At 68.9% G+C, this 20,009-nt stretch carries 18 protein-coding genes; 13 read left to right on the top strand and 5 right to left on the bottom strand.

Annotation, left to right across the window (positions count from 1 at the left end; genetic code table 11):
* Window positions 1–45: 45 nt before the first annotated feature.
* On the bottom strand, window positions 46–660 hold the full coding sequence (locus tag ABD154_RS17220) for a class I SAM-dependent methyltransferase (RefSeq protein WP_344251745.1): 615 nt from the start codon (window positions 658–660) through the stop codon (window positions 46–48).
* Between the two features lie 92 nt (window positions 661–752).
* On the opposite strand from ABD154_RS17220, the gene hflX reads away from it, so the two are divergent.
* From hflX to ABD154_RS17235, 3 genes are read left to right on the top strand one after another with little or no spacing between them, the layout of a single operon-like run.
* Window positions 753–2,228, top strand: a complete 1,476-nt coding sequence (gene hflX, locus ABD154_RS17225) for a GTPase HflX (RefSeq protein WP_137825264.1) — start codon at window positions 753–755, stop codon at window positions 2,226–2,228.
* Entirely contained in the window at window positions 2,225–4,210 is a 1,986-nt protein-coding gene (locus ABD154_RS17230; protein ID WP_344251746.1) for an ATP-dependent DNA helicase, read from the top strand. Before hflX ends, ABD154_RS17230 begins: the two co-directional genes overlap by 4 nt.
* A gap of 32 nt (window positions 4,211–4,242) precedes the next feature.
* Window positions 4,243–4,497 (top strand): hypothetical protein, encoded by a 255-nt coding sequence (locus ABD154_RS17235; RefSeq protein ID WP_211979063.1) that lies wholly within the window; start codon window positions 4,243–4,245, stop codon window positions 4,495–4,497.
* Between the two features lie 712 nt (window positions 4,498–5,209).
* On the opposite strand, the gene lexA is transcribed toward ABD154_RS17235, so the two are convergent.
* On the bottom strand, window positions 5,210–5,965 hold the full coding sequence (gene lexA / locus ABD154_RS17240) for a transcriptional repressor LexA (protein WP_211979064.1): 756 nt from the start codon (window positions 5,963–5,965) through the stop codon (window positions 5,210–5,212).
* A gap of 243 nt (window positions 5,966–6,208) precedes the next feature.
* Between lexA and ABD154_RS17245 the strand changes: the two genes are divergently transcribed.
* From ABD154_RS17245 to ABD154_RS17280, 8 genes are all read left to right on the top strand, one after another.
* A complete protein-coding gene (locus tag ABD154_RS17245; RefSeq protein WP_249121048.1) occupies window positions 6,209–6,520 on the top strand; it encodes a LysM peptidoglycan-binding domain-containing protein in 312 nt (103 codons plus the stop codon).
* Window positions 6,521–6,529: 9 nt separating this feature from the next.
* On the top strand, window positions 6,530–7,663 hold the full coding sequence (locus tag ABD154_RS17250; protein WP_344251747.1) for a histidinol-phosphate transaminase: 1,134 nt from the start codon (window positions 6,530–6,532) through the stop codon (window positions 7,661–7,663).
* Window positions 7,664–7,813: 150 nt separating this feature from the next.
* The gene (gene hisB / locus ABD154_RS17255) at window positions 7,814–8,410 is read left to right on the top strand and encodes an imidazoleglycerol-phosphate dehydratase HisB (RefSeq protein ID WP_344251748.1); all 597 of its coding nucleotides are present in this window, start codon (window positions 7,814–7,816) and stop codon (window positions 8,408–8,410) included.
* Window positions 8,407–9,006: a hypothetical protein gene (locus ABD154_RS17260; RefSeq protein WP_344251749.1), complete on the top strand. Its 600-nt coding sequence runs from the start codon at window positions 8,407–8,409 to the stop codon at window positions 9,004–9,006. Before hisB ends, ABD154_RS17260 begins: the two co-directional genes overlap by 4 nt.
* Window positions 9,006–9,698 (top strand): imidazole glycerol phosphate synthase subunit HisH, encoded by a 693-nt coding sequence (gene hisH / locus ABD154_RS17265; protein WP_344251750.1) that lies wholly within the window; start codon window positions 9,006–9,008, stop codon window positions 9,696–9,698. The genes ABD154_RS17260 and hisH overlap by 1 nt, the downstream gene beginning before the upstream one ends.
* 93 nt (window positions 9,699–9,791) lie before the next feature.
* The gene (gene priA, locus ABD154_RS17270; protein ID WP_211979070.1) at window positions 9,792–10,520 is read left to right on the top strand and encodes a bifunctional 1-(5-phosphoribosyl)-5-((5-phosphoribosylamino)methylideneamino)imidazole-4-carboxamide isomerase/phosphoribosylanthranilate isomerase PriA; all 729 of its coding nucleotides are present in this window, start codon (window positions 9,792–9,794) and stop codon (window positions 10,518–10,520) included.
* Between the two features lie 4 nt (window positions 10,521–10,524).
* Window positions 10,525–11,271, top strand: a complete 747-nt coding sequence (locus ABD154_RS17275; protein ID WP_344251751.1) for an SseB family protein — start codon at window positions 10,525–10,527, stop codon at window positions 11,269–11,271.
* 40 nt (window positions 11,272–11,311) lie between these two features.
* Window positions 11,312–12,658: a M20 family metallopeptidase gene (locus ABD154_RS17280; protein ID WP_344251752.1), complete on the top strand. Its 1,347-nt coding sequence runs from the start codon at window positions 11,312–11,314 to the stop codon at window positions 12,656–12,658.
* 26 nt (window positions 12,659–12,684) lie between these two features.
* On the opposite strand, the gene ABD154_RS17285 is transcribed toward ABD154_RS17280, so the two are convergent.
* The 3 genes from ABD154_RS17285 to ABD154_RS17295 all read right to left on the bottom strand — a co-directional run bounded on the left by ABD154_RS17285 (window position 12,685) and on the right by ABD154_RS17295 (window position 16,610).
* The gene (locus ABD154_RS17285; RefSeq protein ID WP_344251753.1) at window positions 12,685–13,944 is read right to left on the bottom strand and encodes a metal-dependent hydrolase family protein; all 1,260 of its coding nucleotides are present in this window, start codon (window positions 13,942–13,944) and stop codon (window positions 12,685–12,687) included.
* A gap of 68 nt (window positions 13,945–14,012) precedes the next feature.
* A complete protein-coding gene (locus tag ABD154_RS17290) occupies window positions 14,013–15,242 on the bottom strand; it encodes a PucR family transcriptional regulator (protein WP_344251754.1) in 1,230 nt (409 codons plus the stop codon).
* 45 nt (window positions 15,243–15,287) lie between these two features.
* Window positions 15,288–16,610: an MFS transporter gene (locus ABD154_RS17295; protein ID WP_344251755.1), complete on the bottom strand. Its 1,323-nt coding sequence runs from the start codon at window positions 16,608–16,610 to the stop codon at window positions 15,288–15,290.
* A 178-nt stretch (window positions 16,611–16,788) separates the two neighbouring features.
* On the opposite strand from ABD154_RS17295, the gene ABD154_RS17300 reads away from it, so the two are divergent.
* Together ABD154_RS17300 and ABD154_RS17305 are read left to right on the top strand one after the other, a co-directional pair.
* Window positions 16,789–18,060 (top strand): M20 metallopeptidase family protein, encoded by a 1,272-nt coding sequence (locus ABD154_RS17300; RefSeq protein ID WP_344251756.1) that lies wholly within the window; start codon window positions 16,789–16,791, stop codon window positions 18,058–18,060.
* 203 nt (window positions 18,061–18,263) lie between these two features.
* Window positions 18,264–19,907 (top strand): AbgT family transporter, encoded by a 1,644-nt coding sequence (locus ABD154_RS17305; RefSeq protein ID WP_344251757.1) that lies wholly within the window; start codon window positions 18,264–18,266, stop codon window positions 19,905–19,907.
* The last annotated feature ends 102 nt before the right edge of the window (window positions 19,908–20,009 follow it).

A 20,009-nucleotide genomic window follows, 5' to 3' on the forward strand; every position in this document is an offset into this window, starting at 1 on the left:
TCGCGGACGCTCGACGCCGGAAGGCACACCGTGTCCGCACTCGCATCAGTCCCGGTGGATCGTGAGGATCCGGAACCCTTTCGCCGAGGCGGTGCGCTCAGCGGTGAACCCCTCACCGAGCATCGTGGAGATCCAGCCGAGAAGGGAGTCGGCGCCGAGGTTCTTCGACACGACGAGGTCCGCGCGCCCACCGGGGGCAAGACGGGGCAGCCACGTCTCCAGCAGCTCATGGAGGGCCTCCTTGCCGATCCGGATGGGCGGATTCGACCGGATCGTCGAGAACTCGAGGTCCGCGGGGATCTCGTCTGCGGTGACGGGACGGATCGTCTCGAGTCCGAGGCGGGCGGCATTGCCCGCCGTCGATTCGAGTGACCGGGAGTTGACGTCGAGGGCCCAGATGCGGACGTCCACCTCGGCGTCGGCAGCCTGGAACGCGGAATGGAGCGCGATCGGACCCCACCCGGCCCCGAGATCGAGAAGATCCCCGGGGGCGGGCGCGGGAAGGTGCTTGAGGAGCACAGCGGTGCCGGGGTCGAGTCGAGTGGGGGAGAAGGTCCCGCTCATCGTCTCTACGGTCACGGTGCGACCGGCGAGGTCGAGGGTGATCTCCCGGCGCTTCGCGTCGCTCGTCGGGCTCTGCGTGAAATAGTGCTCTGCCACGGTTGCAGTCTAGTCGGCTGTGGGAGAATAGAACGACGTCGGAATGCGTTGCACAGAATGCAGACGACAACGACACACGAACAAAGGAATGAATGACGTCCACCGACAAAGAGCGTCGAGATGCCATGCTCGACCGCGTCCTCGCCAGAGGTGCTCAGGCGCTCAGCCCGCAGGGAACCCCCGCTGACGAGGACTCCCAGTTCGATCTCGCCGAGCGTGCCGCCCTGCGGCGCGTCGCCGGACTCTCCACCGAACTCGAAGATGTCACCGAGGTCGAATACCGCCAGATCCGGCTCGAGCGCGTCGTACTCGCCGGACTGTGGAACACCACACTCGACGAGGCGGAGAACTCGATCCGCGAACTCGCCGCGCTCGCCGAGACCGCAGGTTCCGAAGTTCTCGATGCGATCGTCCAGCGCCGAGAGAAGCCGGACCCGGGCACGTACCTCGGCAAGGGCAAGGCCGCCGAGCTCAAGGAGATCGTCGAAGCCGTCGGCGCCGACACCGTGATCATCGACTCCGAACTCGCCCCCAGCCAGCGGCGCGGGCTCGAGGACGTCATCAAGGTCAAGGTCGTCGACCGCGTCGCGCTCATCCTCGACATCTTCGCCCAGCACGCGAAGTCCCGCGAGGGCAAGGCCCAGGTCGAGCTCGCGCAGCTCGAATACCTCCTGCCGCGTCTGCGCGGCTGGGGTGAGTCGATGTCCCGTCAGGCCGGTGGCCGGGTCGCCGGCGGTGCCGGCATCGGTTCGCGCGGTCCCGGTGAGACGAAGATGGAGCTCGACCGCCGCCGGATCCGTACGCGGATGGCGAAGCTGCGCCGGGAGATCGCCGGCATGGCGCCGGCCAGGGACACGAAGCGGAAGAACCGCAACCGCAACCACATCCCGTCGGTGGCGATCGTCGGGTACACGAACGCGGGCAAGTCCTCCCTGCTCAACCGGCTCACCGACGCCGAGGTGATGGTCCAGAACGCCCTGTTCGCGACCCTCGACCCGACCGTCCGGCAGTCGCGGACGGCTGAGGGCATCACGTTCACGTACACCGACACCGTCGGCTTCGTGAGGAACCTGCCCCATCAGCTCGTCGAGGCGTTCCGGTCGACGCTCGAGGAGGCGGCCGACTCCGATCTGCTCCTCCACGTCGTCGACGCCTCGCACCCGGACCCGCACGGGCAGATTCACGCCGTGCGCGAGGTCCTCGGCGACGTCGAGACCGGTGACATCCCCGAACTCCTCGTCTTCAACAAGGTCGACCTCGCCGACGAGAACGTCGTCACCGCGCTGCGCGCCGAATACCCCGGAGCGCGATTCGTCTCCGCGGCGACGGGGGAGGGCATCGCCGAGCTCGTCGAGACGATCGAGGAGAAGCTGCCCTCGCCGAACATCGAGATCACCGTCCTCATCCCGTATGAGCGCGGCGACCTCGTGTCGAAGATCTATGCGCTCGGCACCGTCGAGCACGAGGAGCACGGCGCCGGCGGCACGGGCATGCAGGCGAAGGTCCCGGCCGAACTCGCCGCCGAACTCGAGGAGTTCCGCAGGCCCGACCTGGTCATCGGCGAGTGAGCACGGTCTCCGATCTGCTCCAGACCGCGGTCGGGGCGATCGGTGGGGCGCCCCGTGAGGGGCAGACCGAGATGGCCGAGGCGGTCACCTCGTCGCTCGACAAGAACATCCACCTCCTCGTCCAGGCGGGCACGGGCACCGGCAAATCGCTGGCCTACCTCGTGCCCGCCGCCGAGTACGCGAGCCGCACCGGAGGGACGGTCGTCGTCTCGACGGCGACGCTGGCACTGCAGACGCAGATCATCCACCGGGACCTGCCGCGCCTGTTCAAGGCGCTGAAGAAGACGCTCGACCCGCTGCCGAAGGCCGCGCTGCTCAAGGGGCGGCGCAACTATGTGTGCAAGCACAAACTCGAGGGCGGCTATCCCGACGAGGACGAGGGCATGCTCTTCGACCTCGGCGCCGATGCCGCCGCCGGCCGCCGACCCGCCGACCGGTCCGGCCTCGGTGAGGAGATCCAGCGGATTCGGACGTGGGAGAAGACGACGGACACCGGCGACCGGGACGATCTGCTGCCAGGTGTTAGTGACAAGGCGTGGGCGCAGGTGTCGGTCAACGCGTTCGACTGCCTGGGGTCGAACTGTCCGCTCTTCACCGAGTGCTACGCCGAACAGGCGCGGACCGCGGCCTCGGAGGCCGACATCATCGTGACGAACCACGCGCTGCTCGCGATCGACGCGTTCGGGGAGAATTCCGTCCTGCCCGAACACGACGTCATCATCATCGACGAGGCCCACGAACTCAAGGACCGCGTGACGAACGCCCTGTCCGGCCAGATCAACACGGGCATGCTGTCGGCAGCCACCTCGGCGGTGCGGAAGAACACGACGGTCGAGGACGGGGTCGTCGCGATGCTCGACACCGCCTCGGCTGCCTTCGAACGCGCCACCGCCGGTGTCCAGGAGGGGCTCATGCTCTCCGTCGCCGAGCCGTTGGCACTCGCCCTCACGCAGATCCGCGACTCCGCCCGGCAGATCATCAACGACATCGGCGGACGCGGGGAGGAGGCCGATGCGGGCCGGCAGATGGCCAAGGCCCGGTGCCAGGAGATCTTCGAACTCGCCGAGCGCTTCTGCGACCCCGGCAAGAACGACGTCGTGTGGCTGAGCCGCAGCACCTTCCGCGAACGCGAGACGACGAACCTCGTCGTCGCTCCGCTGAGCGTGGCCGGGACGATGCGCAACGGGATCTTCGAGGACTCCACCGTCGTCGCGACCTCGGCGACGCTCGCCCTCGGTGGGAACTTCGACGCCGTGGCCGCCTCGCTCGGGCTCTTCGGACCGGATGCGCCGAGGTGGGACGGCCTCGACGTCGGCTCACCCTTCGACTACGGCCGGCAGGGCATCATCTACGTCGCCTCTCACCTGCCCAAACCCGGTCGCAGCGGGCTGAGCGAGGAGGCGCTGGCCGAACTCGAAGCGCTCGTCACCGCGTCCCGTGGCGGGGCGCTCGGACTCTTCTCCTCGAAAGCGGCAGCGAATGCCGCCGCCGAGCATCTGCGAGCCAAGGTCGATGTTCCGATCCTCCTCCAGGGCGAGGACGGTCTGCCGTCGCTCGTCTCCCGGTTCGCCGCCGACGATGAGGCATGTCTGTTCGGGACGATGTCACTGTGGCAGGGCGTCGACGTGCCCGGGAGGACGAACCGGCTCGTCATCATCGACCGGATCCCCTTCCCGCGTCCGGACGATCCGCTCATGCAGGCGCGGGCCCGCGACGCCGACAAGCGCGGTGTCAACGGGTTCATGGCGGTGAGCGCGACGCATGCCGCTCTGCGCCTGGCCCAGGGCGCCGGACGCCTCATCCGCTCGACAGCTGACAAGGGTGTCGTCGCGGTGCTCGACTCGCGGCTGCGCTCGGCCCGGTACGCCGGCTACCTCGTCAACTCGATGCCGCAGATGTGGCCGACGACCGACGCGCAGCTCGTTCGCACCGCCCTCGGCCGGCTCGCCGACGCGAAGGACGACGACGCAGCCAAGGGATGAGGTCCGCGGGGCCGGGTGGTACAGTTCGCGCCATGGCGCGCAAACGGAAGAAGAAGCCCCAGCGGAAACATTGGCTGGCGAGTCTCCTCACGGGTCTCGCCCTTTTCGCCGCCGGGGGCATCGGGCTGCTCATGGGCGCCACTTATCTCAACGTCTGGCCAGTTGTGGCCTTCGTTCTCGGCGGTGCTGCCATGGTGCTCACCCTGGTCTTTCTGCTCGGAATGGGCGACTCGACGCAGGGCTATCCGACTGCCGACTCCCTGACCGATGTGCAGAACGGTCTGTGAACGATCCCAGTCTCTGATTCGGCTGCGCCGCAGATCCGTCGCGCGGTTTCGCACGCACAACCCTCAGTGGCAGTCACCCCGCGCAGCTTCGCACCCCCTACGTGGAGCCGCTGATCCACCGCGTGCACGGGTTGTCGGTGCGGCTGCGTGTGCGGGATTCGAAATCTGAGCCCGCCGAGGCGGTCGAAAGGCACCCGGAGCGCGACGACCACCGCGGAGCCGCTGATGCACCGTCCAGATTCGTAGGCCCTACGCGGAGCCGCTGACGCACCGCGTGCACGGGTTGTCTGTGCGGCTGCGTGTGCGGGATTCGAAATCTGAGCCCGCCGAGGCGGTCGAAGGGCACCCGGAGCGCGACGACCACCGCGGCGCCGCAGATCCGTCGCGGAGCTTCGCACGCACAACCCGGAGTGGCACACACACCGCGCAGCTTCGCACCCCCTACGCGGAGCCGCTGATCCACCGCGTGCACGGGTTGTCTGTGCGGCTGCGTGTGCGGGGTTCGAAATCTGAACCCGCCGAGGCGGTCGTGCCCTGCCGCCGAGGCGGTCGTCCGCGCCCAGGGACCCTGCGGAACGCACGAGTGCCCCCGACCGTGACCGGTCGGGGGCAATCGTCGCCGGGCGCAGGCAGTGCTCGAGCAACCGAACTCTGCAGATAGCGCCCGCGATATGCGCAGTCGCTCCGCGCAGGCCGTGCCCGGTAACAGCTCTCAGAGGCGGCGAATGACGGCGACGACGAGACCCATGATCTGCGCATACGTGCCGTCGATGGGGTCGTAGTCCTTGTTCTGCGGGAGCAGCCACTGGCGCCCGGCCTTGCGCTTGAGCGTCTTCACCGTCGCCTCGCCGTCGAGGAGGGCGGCGACGATCTGCCCGTTGTCAGCGGTGTGCTGCTTGCGCACGACCACCCAGTCATCGTGGCAGATGGCCGCCTCGATCATCGAATCGCCGACGACCTTGAGGAGGAACATCTCGCCGGAGCCGACGACCTGCGTCGGCAGGGAGAAGACGTCGTCGACCTCCTGCTCGGCGAGGATCGGACCACCGGCGGCGATGCGGCCGACGACCGGAACCTGGACGGTGTTGTTGGCAAGCTCTTCGTACTTCGCGCGCTCCGCCTCCTCCTCTTCGAAGGGATTGACGACCTCGATCGCCCGGGGGCGCTTGGGGTCGCGACGGACATAGCCGAGCCGCTCGAGCTGCGAGAGCTGATGCGCCACGCTCGAGAGCGATGCGAGCCCCGCGGCCTCGCCGATCTCGCGCATGCTCGGCGGGTAGCCGTTGGTGACGACGGCGCGTTCGATCGTCTCGAGGACGAGCCGCTGCCGGGGGGAGAGCCGGAAGTCGCCGGCTCCGGTCGGCCCGTCGGGGATCTCGACCTCGTCCTCTTCGCTGCGCGCAGCCGCGATCTCGCTGGCCACATCCTCGTTGCGCGGCCTGCCTCTGCCTCGTTTGTTCTGCACCATTGCCTCTTCCCCTTCGTTCTAATCCCACCGGTCGAAGCGCTTCGAGAGATCTCGTGTCAGTGCCGCCTGGGATGGTTGTTCGAGATCGATCAACAACGCTGGTTCTCGCTCATTGTCTCATAAATGTTCGAGATGGACTGGACATTTGTTCGATTGGCATGTTGAATAGAACAGACGTTCTACCCATTGCGGGTGGAATCGTACGAAGAAAGAGGTAAAGCGATGTCTGAGAAGAATCACGAAATGCGTCTGACCGTCCGCGGCCGCCGCGCCGTGCGCCTGCTCCGCACCGCCCTGTGCGCTCTCGCCATCATCGGCGGAACGCTCTTCATCTCCACCCAGACGTTCACCGCCGAGGCGGTCGCTGAGGGAGAGGTCGTCGGAGTCGCCGCTGACGCCGTCGTCGTCGGCGAGGGCGAGTCGCTGTGGACCGTGGCCTCGAACCTCGGCCTCGACCGCGACACCCGTGAGGTCGTCGCCGACATCGTCGAGCTCAACCACCTCGACAGCCCCGTCGTCCACCCCGGGCAGAGTCTCGACGTTCCCCAGCGCTAAAATCGGTGTGTGGGAAACATCGACTCTCTGCCGGTCCGCTCCGACCTCGTCGGTCAGCAGCCCTACGGCGCTCCGCACCTCAACGTTCCGGTGCAGCTCAACGTCAACGAGAACGCCTATCCGATCCCCGAGGTCGTCACCGAGGCGATGCGCCGGGCCGTCGACGGCCACCTCGCCGGACTCAACCGCTACCCCGACAGGGAATTCACGGCGCTGCGTGAGCACCTCGTCACCTACCTCGACGGCGTCAACGAACGGGCGGTTGGCTCGGTCGACCTCGTCCCGGAGATGATCTGGGCGGCCAACGGCTCGAACGAGGTCCTCTCCCACATCGTCCAGGCCTTCGGCGGACCCGGACGCACCGCTCTCGGCTTCACCCCGAGCTACTCGATGCACCCGCTCATCACGACCGGCACCGGCGCGACCTGGGTGGCGGCCTCCCGTGACGAGGAGTTCGAACTCGACGCCGCATCCGTCGCCGCCGAGGTGGCCCGCGTCGATCCCGACATCGTCTTCCTCTGCACCCCGAACAATCCGACCGGCACCTCGATCGGCCTCGACGTCATCGCCGCCGCATACGAGAACTGCCGTGGAATCGTCATCGTCGACGAGGCGTACGCCGAGTTCTCCCGACCCGCCCTGCCCTCGGCGATGACCCTGCTCGAGGGGCGACCGCGCCTCGTCGTCTCCCGGACGATGAGCAAGGCCTTCGCCTGCGCGGGACTGCGGCTCGGCTACGCGATCGCGGCCCCCGAAGTCATCGACGCGCTCCGCCTCGTCCGGCTGCCCTACCACCTCTCCGACATCACCCAGGTCCTCGCGTGCACGGCGCTCGATCACGCCGATCTGCTGCTCGGCAACGTCGACCGGCTCATCGACTCGCGCACGGCCATCGCTGAGCGCCTCGCCACCCTCGGATTCACCGTCTACCCGAGCGATTCGAACTTCGTCCTCTTCGGCAACATCGCCTCACCGGCCGACCTGTGGCAGCAGCTCCTCGACCGCGGAATCCTCATCCGCGACATCGGCATTCCCCACCACGCCCGGGTCAACGCCGGCACCGAAGCGGAGACGAACGCGTTCCTCGCCGCCCTCGACGACATCGTCGCGACCGCACCGGACACGCTGCTCAGCCATCGCTGACGCCCATCGGAGACCGCCACCACCGCCTCGGCGACGAGACCGCCGATGCTCTGTGGCGAGACCGCTGTGCACGATGCGGACGGGGACTGAGACAATGGACAGCGGCGCACCCATGCGCCGCGTGATGACCAGAGCGAAGAAAGGCTCACTATGAGGAAGGCCCAACGCGACCGATCGACATCCGAGTCGACCGTGTCCGTCGCCCTCGATCTCGACGGCACCGGCAGAGCAGACATCTCGACGACGGTGCCGTTCTTCGACCATATGCTCACCGCACTGGCGAAGCACTCGCTCATCGACATGGACATCAGCGCCTCCGGCGACACCGACATCGACGTCCACCACACCGTCGAGGACACCGCGATCGTCATCGGGCAGACCATCGCCGAAGCACTCGGCGACAAGGCCGGCATCCGCCGCTACGGTGCCGCCTTCGTCCCGCTCGACGAATCGCTGGCCCGCTGCGTCATCGACATCTCCGGCCGCCCCTACTTCGTCCACCAGGGCGAACCCGACGGGCAGCAGTACCACCTCATCGGCGGGCACTTCACGGGCTCGATGACCTCCCACGCCCTCGAGTCGATCGCGTTCCACGCCGGACTCACCGTCCACCTCGACCTGCTGCGCGGTCGCGACCCGCACCACATCGTCGAAGCCCAGTTCAAGGCTTTCGCCCGCGCCCTGCGCGAAGCCGTCGAACCCGACGGCCGCACCACCGCTGTCCCGAGCACCAAGGGAGTCCTGTGAGCACCACCGTCGTCGTCACCCCGTTCGGCGTCCCCGACCAGCTCGCCGCCGCGTGCGTGCTCTCGAACATCTCCGGCACCATCGTGCCCATCGGCGACTTCACCGGTATCGTGCTCTCCGACACCGGTGTCGAAGCCGGCAACGAGGCGGCCGCTGCGATCTCGAAGCTCGCCGGCAAACACGAGGTCCTCCTCCTCGTCCGCAGCGACGAGCAGATCGACGCCGGCCACTTCCGGCACGGGGCACGCGAATCCGATGTCCCGGCCGGACTCGCACTGCGCAACCTCCCCGACGTCACCGAGCAGATCCTCCTCGAAACCGTCACGCCTGAGGAGGTCGAGGGCAATATCCCGACCTCGTCGATGTCGAAGCTCCAGGCGAGCGCGGCGACGATGACGCCGGGACGGGCCGCGCTCGCACGCACCGCGCTCATGTGGATCGTCGTCGCCGTCCTCGCCGGTCTCGTCCTCGCCTTCGGCGTCACCGTCGGCCTCGGCGGCAACGCTGTCGCCTGGATCGTCGCCGTAGTCGGGGCGATCGTCCTCGGGTTCTCGCTGTGGCGGATCTCCCGCGTCCTCTCAGGAGGGCAGCGCTGATGACGACGATCGCCGTGCTCGACTACGGCGCCGGCAACGTCCGCTCCGCCGTGCGCGCCGCCGAGGCCGCCGGTGCCGACGTCACCCTCACCGCCGACCACGCGGTCATCGACGCCGCCGACGGCCTGCTCGTGCCCGGAGTCGGCGCGTACTCCGCCGTGATGCGCGGGCTCGAATCCGTCGGCGCCGTCGATCTCATCCGCGACCGGCACGCCGCCGGTCGTCCCCTGCTCGGCATCTGCGTCGGCCTCCAGGTCTTCTTCTCCCGCGGACGCGAGCACGGGGAGGAGACCGAAGGCATCGGCCTGTGGCCCGGTGAGGTCACCGCGCTCGACGCGCCGGTCGTGCCCCACATGGGGTGGACGGGCGTGACAGCGCCCCCCGGTTCGCAGATGTTCGCCGGCATCGAGGACGAGAAGTTCTACTTCGTCCACTCCTACGCCGCCACTGAGCACCCGCCCGGGACGCTCGTGACGACCGCGACCCACGGCGGGGACTTCGTCGCCGCCGTCGAGGACGGGACGACGTGGGCCGCCCAGTTCCATCCGGAGAAGTCCGCGACCGCAGGTGCCGGACTCCTGCGCAACTGGATCGCGACGTTCTCCGCAACGCCCAGCGATCCCGAGTCGCCCGACAATCCAGGGTCGCCCGACAGCCCCGGTTCGCCAGGAGCATCCGCGCCGAACGACTGACCCGCACGCCCCGGGACCGGCCCGGTCCCGGAATCACTGACTCAGCGTCGCATCCACCACCGCACCACCGACTGCGACCCAGGAAAGGCCACCATGACTGACAAGCTCGTTCTCCTCCCCGCCGTCGACGTCGCTGACGGCAAAGCCGTCCGCCTCGTCCAGGGCGAAGCGGGCACGGAAACCGACTACGGCTCACCGATCGACGCCGCCCACGACTTCGAGGAGCGCGGCGCCGAATGGATCCACCTCGTCGACCTCGACGCGGCGTTCGGTCGGGGATCGAACTCCGATCTCCTCAACCAGGTCGTCAAGGCCGTGGGCATCAAGGTCGAACTCTCCGGCGGCATCCGCGACACCGAAAGCCTCGAGAGGGCGCTTGACACCGGGGCCGAACGCGTCAACATCGGCACCGCGGCGCTCGAGAACCCCGAGTGGACGGCCGAGATGATCTCCCGCTTCGGCGACCAGGTCGCCATCGGCCTCGACGTCCGCGGGCAGACGCTCGCCGCCCGCGGATGGACGAAGGACGGCGGGGACCTCTTCGAGGTGCTCACCGGCCTCGAGGAAGCCGGCTGCGCCCGCTACGTCGTCACCGACGTCCGCAAGGACGGCACCCTCCAGGGACCCAACCTCGACCTGCTCGAATCGATGTCGACGCGCACCGACAAGCCGATCACCGCCTCCGGCGGCGTCTCGAGCCTCGATGACCTCCGCAGCCTCCGCAGTCTCGTCCCCGCCGGCGTCGACTCCGCGATCGTCGGCAAGGCCCTCTACGCCGGGCAGTTCACGCTCGAAGAGGCCCTCGACGTCGCGGGACGCTGAGACCGTGTCGACCGATTCGGCCGGCCAGCCGTGGGAGGGCCGCAGCCTCGCCCCGAACCCGTTTTCCGGGGACACCGGTGAGGCCGACGCGGCCCTGCTCACGGCCCTCGAGACCGTGGCCGGGGCACCGCTCGACCCCGAGGCCCACCGCGGCGTCGTCACGGCCCTGTCCGGCACCCGCCTCTACGCGCCGATCGTGCCCCTGGCCATCGACCACGGCGTCGGGGAGAACGGGCTCATGGTCGACAACTCCTCGGACATGGCGATGGTCCGCCTCCAAGCCGCCGACGGTCGCGAATGCACGCCCGGGTTCTCCGCGATCCCCCCGCTGACGGCCTGGCACCCCGAGGCCCGACCCGTGCCGATCGAAGCCGAGCGCCTCGTCCTCGGCGCCGTCGAAGCCGAATCCCAGCTCGTCGTCCTCGACCCCGGAACCGCACGGTCGTTCCTGTTGCGGCGTCCCGCGCTGTTCGCGTTCGCGCAGGGCCGTCCGTGGACGCCGTCGTGGGCCGACGCCGAGGTGGGACAGGCGATCGCGACGATCGCCGAGGCCTTCCCATGGCTGGCGACGATCAGTCTCAGCCCCGGCAGCGCCCGCGTCCACGTCGAAGGACCGGAACTCGGCATCCGCCTCGGCGTCCGCGGTGACGTCGACGACAGCGAACTCGACCGGTTCCAGCATGCGCTGGCCGTCGATGCGCTCATCATCGACCGCGTCGACTCCCTCGCCCTCCAGCTCACCGCGGCCTAGCGCCTGGCTGTGGGCTTCGGGTCTCCTATGCTTGAGTGACATGAGCCCCCTGCGCGATCTCAGCCGCCCCGCCGTTCCCGACGAGTCCTACCTCGACCACATCTCCGCCGAGACGCAGGCCCGCGCCGGCGCGGCAGGGGAGTGGACCGACACCTTCACCGGCGCCCCGACGACGAGCACCGAGGCGATCGCGGAGGGACTCGAGACCGTCGGCGCCGACATCACCGAACTCCTCCGCACCATCCACGGCCTCGCCGAGACCGCGTACGAGGAGCACGAATCCGTCGCCGCGATCGCCGCCGTCCTCGCCTCCCGCGGCATCGCCGTCGAGACCGGGCGCTACGGCGTCGACACGACCCTGCGCGCGACGACCGGCTCCGGTGAGGGCAGGACGATCGCCATCCTCGCCGAATACGATGCGCTGCCGGAGATCGGCCACGCGTGCGGCCACAACCTCATCGCCGCCGCCGCAGTCGGGGCGTTCCTCGCACTCGACGACCTCGCCAAGAGGGATCCTGCGGCCGTGCCCGGCACCGTCGTCCTCCTCGGCACCCCCGCCGAGGAGGGGCATTCTGGCAAGGAGGTCATGGCCCGAGCCGGTGCCTTCGACGGCATCGACGCGGCGATCATGGTCCACGGGTACGGCTACGACTGCGCCGACCAGGTGTGGCTCGGCCGTCGCCTCCTCGAGGTCACGTATACGGGAGTCGCCGCACACGCCTCGGCGCAGCCCTTCATGGGACGCAACGCACTCGACGCCGCGACCCTCTTCTATCAGGGCCTCGGCCTGCTCCGGCAGCAGATGCCGCCGATCTCCCGCCTCCACGCCGTCATCGCCGACGGCGGGACGAGGCCCTCGATCATCACGGAATCGGCGACCGTACAGTGCTACGTCCGCTCGAAGTACCCGGAGACGCTCAAGGAGCTCTCGCAGCGGGTCGAGGAGGCGGCGATGGGGGCGGCGCTGATGACCGGCACCGGGGTCGAGGTGACGTGGGATGAGCACCCGCCGTCGCTGCCGGTGCGCGGCAATGCGGCGCTGACGACGCGCTGGGCCCTCCACGAGGAGGAGCGCGGACGCTCACCGCTGCCGGCGGGCGTCCTCGACGAGTCGATCGCGGCCTCGACGGACTTCGGCAACGTCTCCTACCGGATCCCCGGCATCCATCCGCTCATCAGGACCGCCGACGCCGAGGTGGCCCTGCATACCCGGGAGTTCGCCGCTGCCGCGATCACCCCGGCCGCCGAGGCCGCGGCCCGCGACGCCGCCTACGGGCTGGCGTGCACGGCGCTCGACTACCTCGTCGACGATGCTCTCGCCGCCGAAGTCGACGCGGAGTTCACCCGCGCCGGCGGCGCCATCGACGTCGAGCACTACTTCGACTGAACGGGTTCAGCGCAACAGGCCGACGATCACCCGGCAGCCGATCCCGCCACGCGCCTGCCGTCGAGGAAGACGTGTGCGATCGTCGACCGGTCGGTGAAGCGGGTGGGATCCTCGAGCGGCGACGCCGTCCACGCGACGAGGTCGGCGCGCTTGCCCTCCTCGATCGTGCCGGTGACCTCGCCGAGGTCGCAGAGCTCCGCGTTGATCCGGGTCGCGGCGATGAGCGCGGCCTCCGGGGACTCGAGCTGCGAGCGCAGCTTCATCTCCTCGGCCCGGTTGACCTGGTTGAGTCCCGTGAGATCCGAGCCGAGACCGATGCGCACCCCGGCCTTCCTGGCTTCGCGCAGGGACGACTCCATCCCGGCGATCACCCCGTCGATCTGCGCGGAGAAGTCGTGTTCGACCCCGGAGGCGCTCGACCCGGTGAGGTAGACGTAGGCGGTGGCGAACGTCGGAACGAGGGAGACGCCGTTCTCGACCATGAGCTGCGCGGTCTCCGCGTCGATGCCGGTGCCGTGCTCGACGCACTTGACCCCGGCCTCGATGGCGGTGCGGATGCCCGTCGCGTTGTGGGCGTGGACCGTGACGTACGTGCCGCGGGCGGTCGCCTCGTGGACGGCCGCAGCGATCTCGTCGAACGTGAACTGGGTGGCCTCGACGTTGTTGCGGAAGCCGAGCACTCCGCCGGTCACGCACATCTTGATGAAGTCGGCTCCGCGGCGGAAGGACTCACGGACGTTCCTGCGGACCTCGTCGGGACTGTCGGCGAGCAGGGCGATCGTCCGCAGCCCCGGGATCGCATGGGTGTCGAAGTACTCGGTCGGCTCCCATTCGCTCGAGTAGTGGCCGTGCCCGCCGGTCTGGGCCTGGATCGGACCGGACTGGACGATCCGCGGGCCCCGGACGCGGCCGCTCGCGATCGCCTGGGGGACGCCGAGGTCGAGGCCGCCGCAGTCGCGCAGCGTCGTGAACCCCGCGTCGAGGGCCTCACCGCAGACGTGGAAGATGTCGGCGGCGAGGACGGCGACGGGCAGATCGTGGCGCAGGCTCGCATCGACGGGACTCGCCATGCCCGCATGCGTGTGTCCGTCGATGAGCCCCGGGGTGAGCGTCAGGCCGGCGGCGTCGATGACCTCGTCCCCCGCCTCGGCGGACCCTCCGATGCGATCGATGAGGCCATCGTCGATGCGGATTCCCGTGACCTCCCGCGGTGCGGTGCCCGGACCCTTGTCGGTCTCGTCGCCGGTGCAGGGAATCACAGTGGGGTTGGCCAGCCAGATCGCCATGGTTACCTCTGATCTCGTCGTTGAAACGGTGGTCGTGTCTCGATTATCTCGAGGTGCGGCCCGTGCGACTATCGCTGACTGTCGTGTTCGACGGTCTCCGGCCACGACAGCTGTCCAGTCGTGCGGAGCAGTTTTAGGCCGAGATGGGCGCTCAGCCGGTCACCGCCGCTGCCGAGGTCGAGGTCGGTGAGCTGTTCGATCCGCTTGAGCCGGTTGTAGAGGCTGCCCCGGTGGAGGTACATCGCCGAGGCGGTGGCGCGGACGTCGCCGGCGGCGTCGAGGTAGCGCTCGAGCGTCTCGGCGAGCTCGGGATGATCGGTGACGAGGGCGGCGATGACTGCGGCGACCGGGGTCGCCAGGGTCTCCGGGCTCGCCTCGGGCAGGAGTCCGTAGTAGCCGAGCTCGGCGAAGCGGCGCAGGGCGACCGGGGCGGTGTCGGTGGTCAGGGCGATGCGCGCGGCCGTCCGGGCGTGACGGTAGGCGGCGAACGTCGCCTCGGCGTCGCGGAGGTCGTCGAGGGCGTCGCCGAGGCCGATGCCGACCCGGGCGATGACGTCCTGGTCGGTGAGCTCGCCCCGCCACCACTGCCGCACCGAATCGTCGGGGAACTCCGCGCCGAGGAGGACGACGCTGTGGTCGGCGAAGTCGTGGAAGAGGCCCGGAGCCAGGGAGAACCAGTCGGTGAAGCGTTCGAGCATGAGCGCGGCGCTCATCCCCGTCTGGGCGGTGCTCGCCGAGGCGGTGGCGGTGAAGTCGAGGACGAGCAGGGTCGAGGCCTGGGCGCCGAAGAGCCTCTCCTGGGCGAGTGCCTCAGCGCCCTTGGTCCGCTCCTCCGCGTCGGGGGAGAGGGCATCGGCGAGGTGCTGTTTGAGGGCGGTGTCCCGGGCACGGCCGGCGTGGGCCTGTCTCCGCAGCTCCCGGCTGATCGAGGCGGCCGCCTCGGCGACGGTCTTCTCCTCCTCCGCACCGAGCGGGCCTTCGCTGCGGAGGAGCCAGATGAAGCCCAGGGTCCGACCATCGGCGCTGATGGGGTGGCCGTAGCGGGCGATGCGGGCGTCGAGGCTCTCGTTTGCTGCGACCTCGAAGAGCCCGGTGGCGTGACGGGCGCCCTGGGAGTAGATGAACTCCTGGAGCTGGGGTGAGACGCGGCGACGGAGCACCGAGTCGATGCGGGCCTGGTCGACGGCTCCCATCTGCCTCGAGTGGGCGATGTGGCGGATCGAGTAGTCGCTGACCGAGACGGTGCGCCCCAGCGCCGTGCTCAGGGCATCGACGATGGACTGGACCTCATCTTGCATGCCTCCAAGAGTAGAGGACGCGGACGCGGCCCAGCCCATGTCGTCTCAGCGGGTGCGCAGCTGCGCACCGTGGGCGATCGAGGAGTCCCTAGTCTCCGGCAGCCACCGGGCGAGGACGAGGAACGCGATCGCACCGATCGCCAGGGTGTAGAACCCGGGCGCCAGGGCGGTGCCGAAGGCGGAGATGAGACTCGAGTTGACGAGGGGAGCGGTGCCGCTGAAGATCGCGTAGGCGATCGCCGTGGGCAGGGCGAGACCGACGAAGCGGAACTGCGGGGGCAGGAGCTCGGGAACGCTGATGCTGCCGACGACGCCGACGAAGTTCGTCGCGACGACCATGACGATCATGCCGAGCCAGGCCAGTGCCGCCACGCCGAGGAGGCCGTAGGCGGGGACGACGGCGATGGCGGCGATCGCGACGCTGGGGATGAGGAGACGGCGGCGACCGTATTTGTCGGCCAGTGCCCCGATCATCGGGCTGGTGATCGCGGCGACGATGAGCATGCCGGTGACGGTGATCGTGGCCTGGAGCGGAGCGAACCGGAGCTCGGAGATGAGGTAGCTCGGCAGGTAGCCGACGACGGAGGAGGTGAGGATGCCGAGGAAGACGTTGTAGACGAAGACGATCATGATGATGCCCTTGTGCTTGGCCCAGAGGTCGCGCAGGCGGGGAGCGTCGTCGATCTTCTCCTCGGTCTTGATGAAGACGGGGGTCTCGGCGAGGCGGAGGCGCACGTAGAGGCCGACCATTGCGATGAGTCCGCCGAAGACGAACGGCACGCGCCACACCCATTCCTGGTAGACGGGGCCGAAGCTCGCCTGGAGGACGAGGATGAGGGCGGTGGCGCCGACGGTGCCGAGCCACGTCGAGGTGGTGACGAAGCTGCACCACAGGCCGCGACGGCCCTGCGGGGCGTGCTCCATGAGGAACGTCGTCGCCCCGACGAACTCGCCGGCGGCGGAGAACCCCTGGAGGCAGCGGAAGACGAGCAGCAGCGCCGGTGCCCACCAGCCGATCGCGGAGAAGCTGGGGATGAGCCCGATTGCGGCGGTGGCCAGGCCCATGATGATGACGGAGATCGACAGGGCGCGGCGGCGGCCGTAGCGGTCCCCGATGCGACCGAGGACGTACCCGCCGACGGGACGGATGACGAACGCCGCGGCGTAGACGGCGAACGTCGCCGCCAGGGCACCGGCACCGCCGTCGGGCGGGAAGAACGTCGCGGCGATGATCGTCGCCGCGAACCCGTAGAGGGCGAAGTCGAACCACTCGACGAAGTTGCCGACCGTGGTGCCCGCGATGAGCGGGAGCGGTGACGATTTCTTCGGAGGTGAGTCCGGTGAGTCTGTGGCCTTGGTCTGCATCATTGCCTCCCTGTGCGACCTGGTGTGTGATGAGTGTCTCAATCCTTGCGCCTCGCCTCTGACCGGAACAATGACGGATTGTCGCGTGTTGGCGGGCGCGGAGACGACAGTTGTCGAGACCTTCGCCGAGCGGCTCGCGAACCGTTGCCGGTCCGCAGCCGCCGACCCTACGTTATTGCCCATGACACCCACAGAATCGCCCACGGACACCCAGCCGACCACGACCGCCGCGCCACAGGCATCCCGGACTCGGGAGCTTGCGCAGAGCTTCGCCGAGGACCTCATCGCCCTGCGCCGCGACCTCCACCGGGAGCCCGAGCTCGGTCGCCAACTGCCCCGAACACAGCAGCGGGTGCTCACCGCGCTCGAGGGACTCGACCTCGAGATCAGCCTCGGCGAGGAGCTGACGAGCATCACCGCGGTGCTGCGCGGGACGAAGCCCGGAGGCCGCACCGGTGCGGACCGGCCGGTGGTCCTCCTGCGCGGTGACATGGACGGGCTGCCCGTCGTCGAGGAGAGCGGTGAGGACTTCGCATCGACGACGGGGGAGACGATGCACGCCTGCGGGCACGACCTCCACACCGCCGGACTCGTCGGCGCGGCGCGGATCCTCCACGCGATGCGCGAGGAGCTCGACGGAGACGTCGTCTTCATGTTCCAGCCCGCCGAGGAGATGGACGGCGGGGCGGAGCAGATGATCGCCGAGGGCGTCCTCGACGCCGCCGGCAAGCGCGCCGACGCCGCCTACGGTCTCCACGTGCTCGCCCACGAGATCCCCCGCGGGGTCTTCACCGGCCGCCCCGGCACCCTGATGTCGGCGCCCGATTCGCTGACCGTGCGGTTCAACGGGGCGGGCGGTCACGGGTCGGCGCCGCACACGACGATGGATCCGATCCCCGCGCTCTGCGAAGCGGTGACCGCACTCCAGACGATGGTGACGCGGCGCTTCAACATCTGGGACCCCGTCGTCGTCACCGTCGGGCGGATCGCCGGGGGCACGAAGGAGAACATCATCCCGGACTCCGCGGAGTTCAATGCGACGATCCGCTCGTTCAGCCGGGAATCGCGCGCCCTGCTCGCCGAACTCGTCGTCCCGCTCATGGAGGGCGTCGCCGCGGCGCACGGACTGGAGTCGGAGGTGACGATGCGCAACGTCTACCCGCTCACGGTCAACAACCCCGATGAGCATGCGTTCATGGCCGAGACCGTCGCCGACGTCTTCGGTGAGGACCGCTTCGCCCTCAAGCCCACGCCCGACGCCGGGGCTGAGGACTTCTCCTTCGTCCTCGACGAGGTGCCCGGGACGTACCTCTTCCTCGGAGCGTGTGCGACGGGGGACCCGGCGACGGCCCCGAGCAACCATTCGCCGCTCGCCCGCTTCGACGACTCCGTCCTCCCCGACGGGGCTGCCCTGCTCGCCGAACTCGCCGTGCGCCGGATCAACCGCGTCTGAGGACGAACCCGCGCAGAGTCCCGCGCACGCATCCGCGCATGTGAGCTCGGACACCGAGGTGTGCCAGACTGTTCCACGACAGCACTGTGATCGTCGGACAATTCCGGCGGACAGGGCAGTCGCGAGTTCAGTGAGCACCACCTCGGCGGTTCGGGCCCTTCACCGGTTTCCTCCCGAACTCAGCGCGTTCATAGGAGAGAGCCATGTCAACGCAGGCGTCAGGGAAAGTCGGAATCGGGCAGCGGATGCTCGACGGGATCGAGCGGATCGGCAACAGACTGCCCGAGCCCTTCACGCTCTTCCTCGGTCTCTTCCTCCTCACCGGGGCGATCTCAACGGCGATGGCGCTCGCCGGGGTGTCGGTGACGATCCCCGGCAGCGACGAAGTCGTCGCGATCAGGGGCCTCTTCACCGGGGAGGGCCTGGCGTGGCTGACGACGACGATGGGCGAGAACTACATCGGGTTCCCGCCGCTGGCGACGGTGCTGCCGATCCTGCTCGCCGTCGGCGTCGCCGAGAAGTCGGGGATGCTCGCCGCGGCCGTCCGCGTCGCCTTCGGCAAGAGCCCGCGCTGGCTGCTGCCCTACGCCGTCGGGTTCGTCGGCGTCGTCGGGTCGATCATGGCCGACTCGGCATTCATCATCATCCCGCCGCTCGCCGCGCTCGTCTTCAAGGCCGCGGGACGGCACCCGATGGCCGGTCTCATCGGCGGGTTCGCCGCGACCGGCGCCGGATACTCGACGTCGATCGTGCCGACGAGCCTCGACGCACTCTTCGCCGGCATCACCACCTCGGTGATGGAGACGCTGCCCGGGGTCGAGTACCAAGCGGTCAACCCGGTCTCGAACTACTACTTCAACATCGTCGCCTCGATCGTCCTCGCCCTCATCGCCGGGCTCATCATCGACAAGCTCATCGAACCGAACATGGTCCGCAAGGGCGTGCCGCGCGACTACGTCGATGCGACGACGCAGGGACTCGACAAGAAGTACCAGGCGTCAGGCTCGGAGTATGCGGAGAACTCCGTGTCGGCGCAGGAGATGGAGGCCGCGCAGACGGCGATGAGCCCGACGCTCGAGCCGGCGGAGAAGCGGGGTCTGCGCTGGGCTGTCCTCGCCGCGCTCGCCCTCACCGCGGTCATCCTCTTCGCGGTCCTCATCCCCGACTCCCCGTGGCGCAACGAGGAGGGCGGCTTCCTGCCGCGGTCCCCGCTGCTGTCCTCGATCGTCTTCATCGTCTTCGCGTACTTCATGCTCATGGGCGTCGTCTACGGTCTCGTCGTCGGCACGATCCGGTCGATGAACGACATCGTCAAGATGATGGGGCAGTCGTTCGTCGACATGATGTCGTTCCTCATCCTCGCGTTCATCCTCGGCCAGTTCATCGCCCTCTTCAACTGGTCGGGCATCGGCTCGTGGATCGCCGTGGCCGGCGCGTCCGGGCTCGAGTCGATCGGCCTCACCGGCTTTGCCGCGATCATCGGATTCATGCTGCTCGCGAGCGTGCTCAACCTCTTCATCGTCTCCGGATCGTCGATGTGGACGCTCATGGCTGCGGTCTTCGTCCCGCTCTTCGCCCTGCTCGGCTACGAGCCCGCGTTCATCCAGGCCGCGTTCCGTGTCGGCGACTCCGCCACACAGGTCATCACCCCGCTCAACCCGTACATGATCGTCCTCCTCGGCCTCGTCCGCCGCTACGAGCCGAACGCCGGCCTCGGCACCGTGATCTCCCGGATGTTCCCGTTCGTCATCCCGTTCTGGCTCGCGTGGGCGGGCCTGCTGGCGATCTGGTACTTCTTCGACCTGCCGCTCGGACCCGGCAACGGGATCTTCCTCGGGCAGAACTGAGATCGATCCCCGCCGAGGTGGGGCTGTGGTGAGTGCCCATCCGCGGTGGGGTGGTGGTTCCGCAGGCGGTGACGAACCGCGCCGAGGTGGTTCCGCGGTCAG

The sequence above is a fragment of the Brevibacterium sanguinis genome, assembly GCF_039528855.1.
GTDB classification, from domain to species: Bacteria; Actinomycetota; Actinomycetes; order Actinomycetales; family Brevibacteriaceae; genus Brevibacterium; species Brevibacterium sanguinis.

Coding starts and splice junctions, on each gene's coding strand:
- ABD154_RS17285 (WP_344251753.1), bottom strand. CDS start 13,944: ATGGCGATCTGGCTGGCCAACCCCACTGTGATTCCCTGCACCGGCGAC.
- hisB (WP_344251748.1), top strand. CDS start 7,814: ATGAGGAAGGCCCAACGCGACCGATCGACATCCGAGTCGACCGTGTCC.
- lexA (WP_211979064.1), bottom strand. CDS start 5,965: ATGGTGCAGAACAAACGAGGCAGAGGCAGGCCGCGCAACGAGGATGTG.
- ABD154_RS17300 (WP_344251756.1), top strand. CDS start 16,789: ATGACACCCACAGAATCGCCCACGGACACCCAGCCGACCACGACCGCC.
- ABD154_RS17280 (WP_344251752.1), top strand. CDS start 11,312: ATGAGCCCCCTGCGCGATCTCAGCCGCCCCGCCGTTCCCGACGAGTCC.
- hisH (WP_344251750.1), top strand. CDS start 9,006: ATGACGACGATCGCCGTGCTCGACTACGGCGCCGGCAACGTCCGCTCC.
- ABD154_RS17290 (WP_344251754.1), bottom strand. CDS start 15,242: ATGCAAGATGAGGTCCAGTCCATCGTCGATGCCCTGAGCACGGCGCTG.
- ABD154_RS17295 (WP_344251755.1), bottom strand. CDS start 16,610: ATGATGCAGACCAAGGCCACAGACTCACCGGACTCACCTCCGAAGAAA.
- ABD154_RS17235 (WP_211979063.1), top strand. CDS start 4,243: ATGGCGCGCAAACGGAAGAAGAAGCCCCAGCGGAAACATTGGCTGGCG.
- hflX (WP_137825264.1), top strand. CDS start 753: ATGACGTCCACCGACAAAGAGCGTCGAGATGCCATGCTCGACCGCGTC.
- ABD154_RS17305 (WP_344251757.1), top strand. CDS start 18,264: ATGTCAACGCAGGCGTCAGGGAAAGTCGGAATCGGGCAGCGGATGCTC.
- priA (WP_211979070.1), top strand. CDS start 9,792: ATGACTGACAAGCTCGTTCTCCTCCCCGCCGTCGACGTCGCTGACGGC.
- ABD154_RS17245 (WP_249121048.1), top strand. CDS start 6,209: ATGCGTCTGACCGTCCGCGGCCGCCGCGCCGTGCGCCTGCTCCGCACC.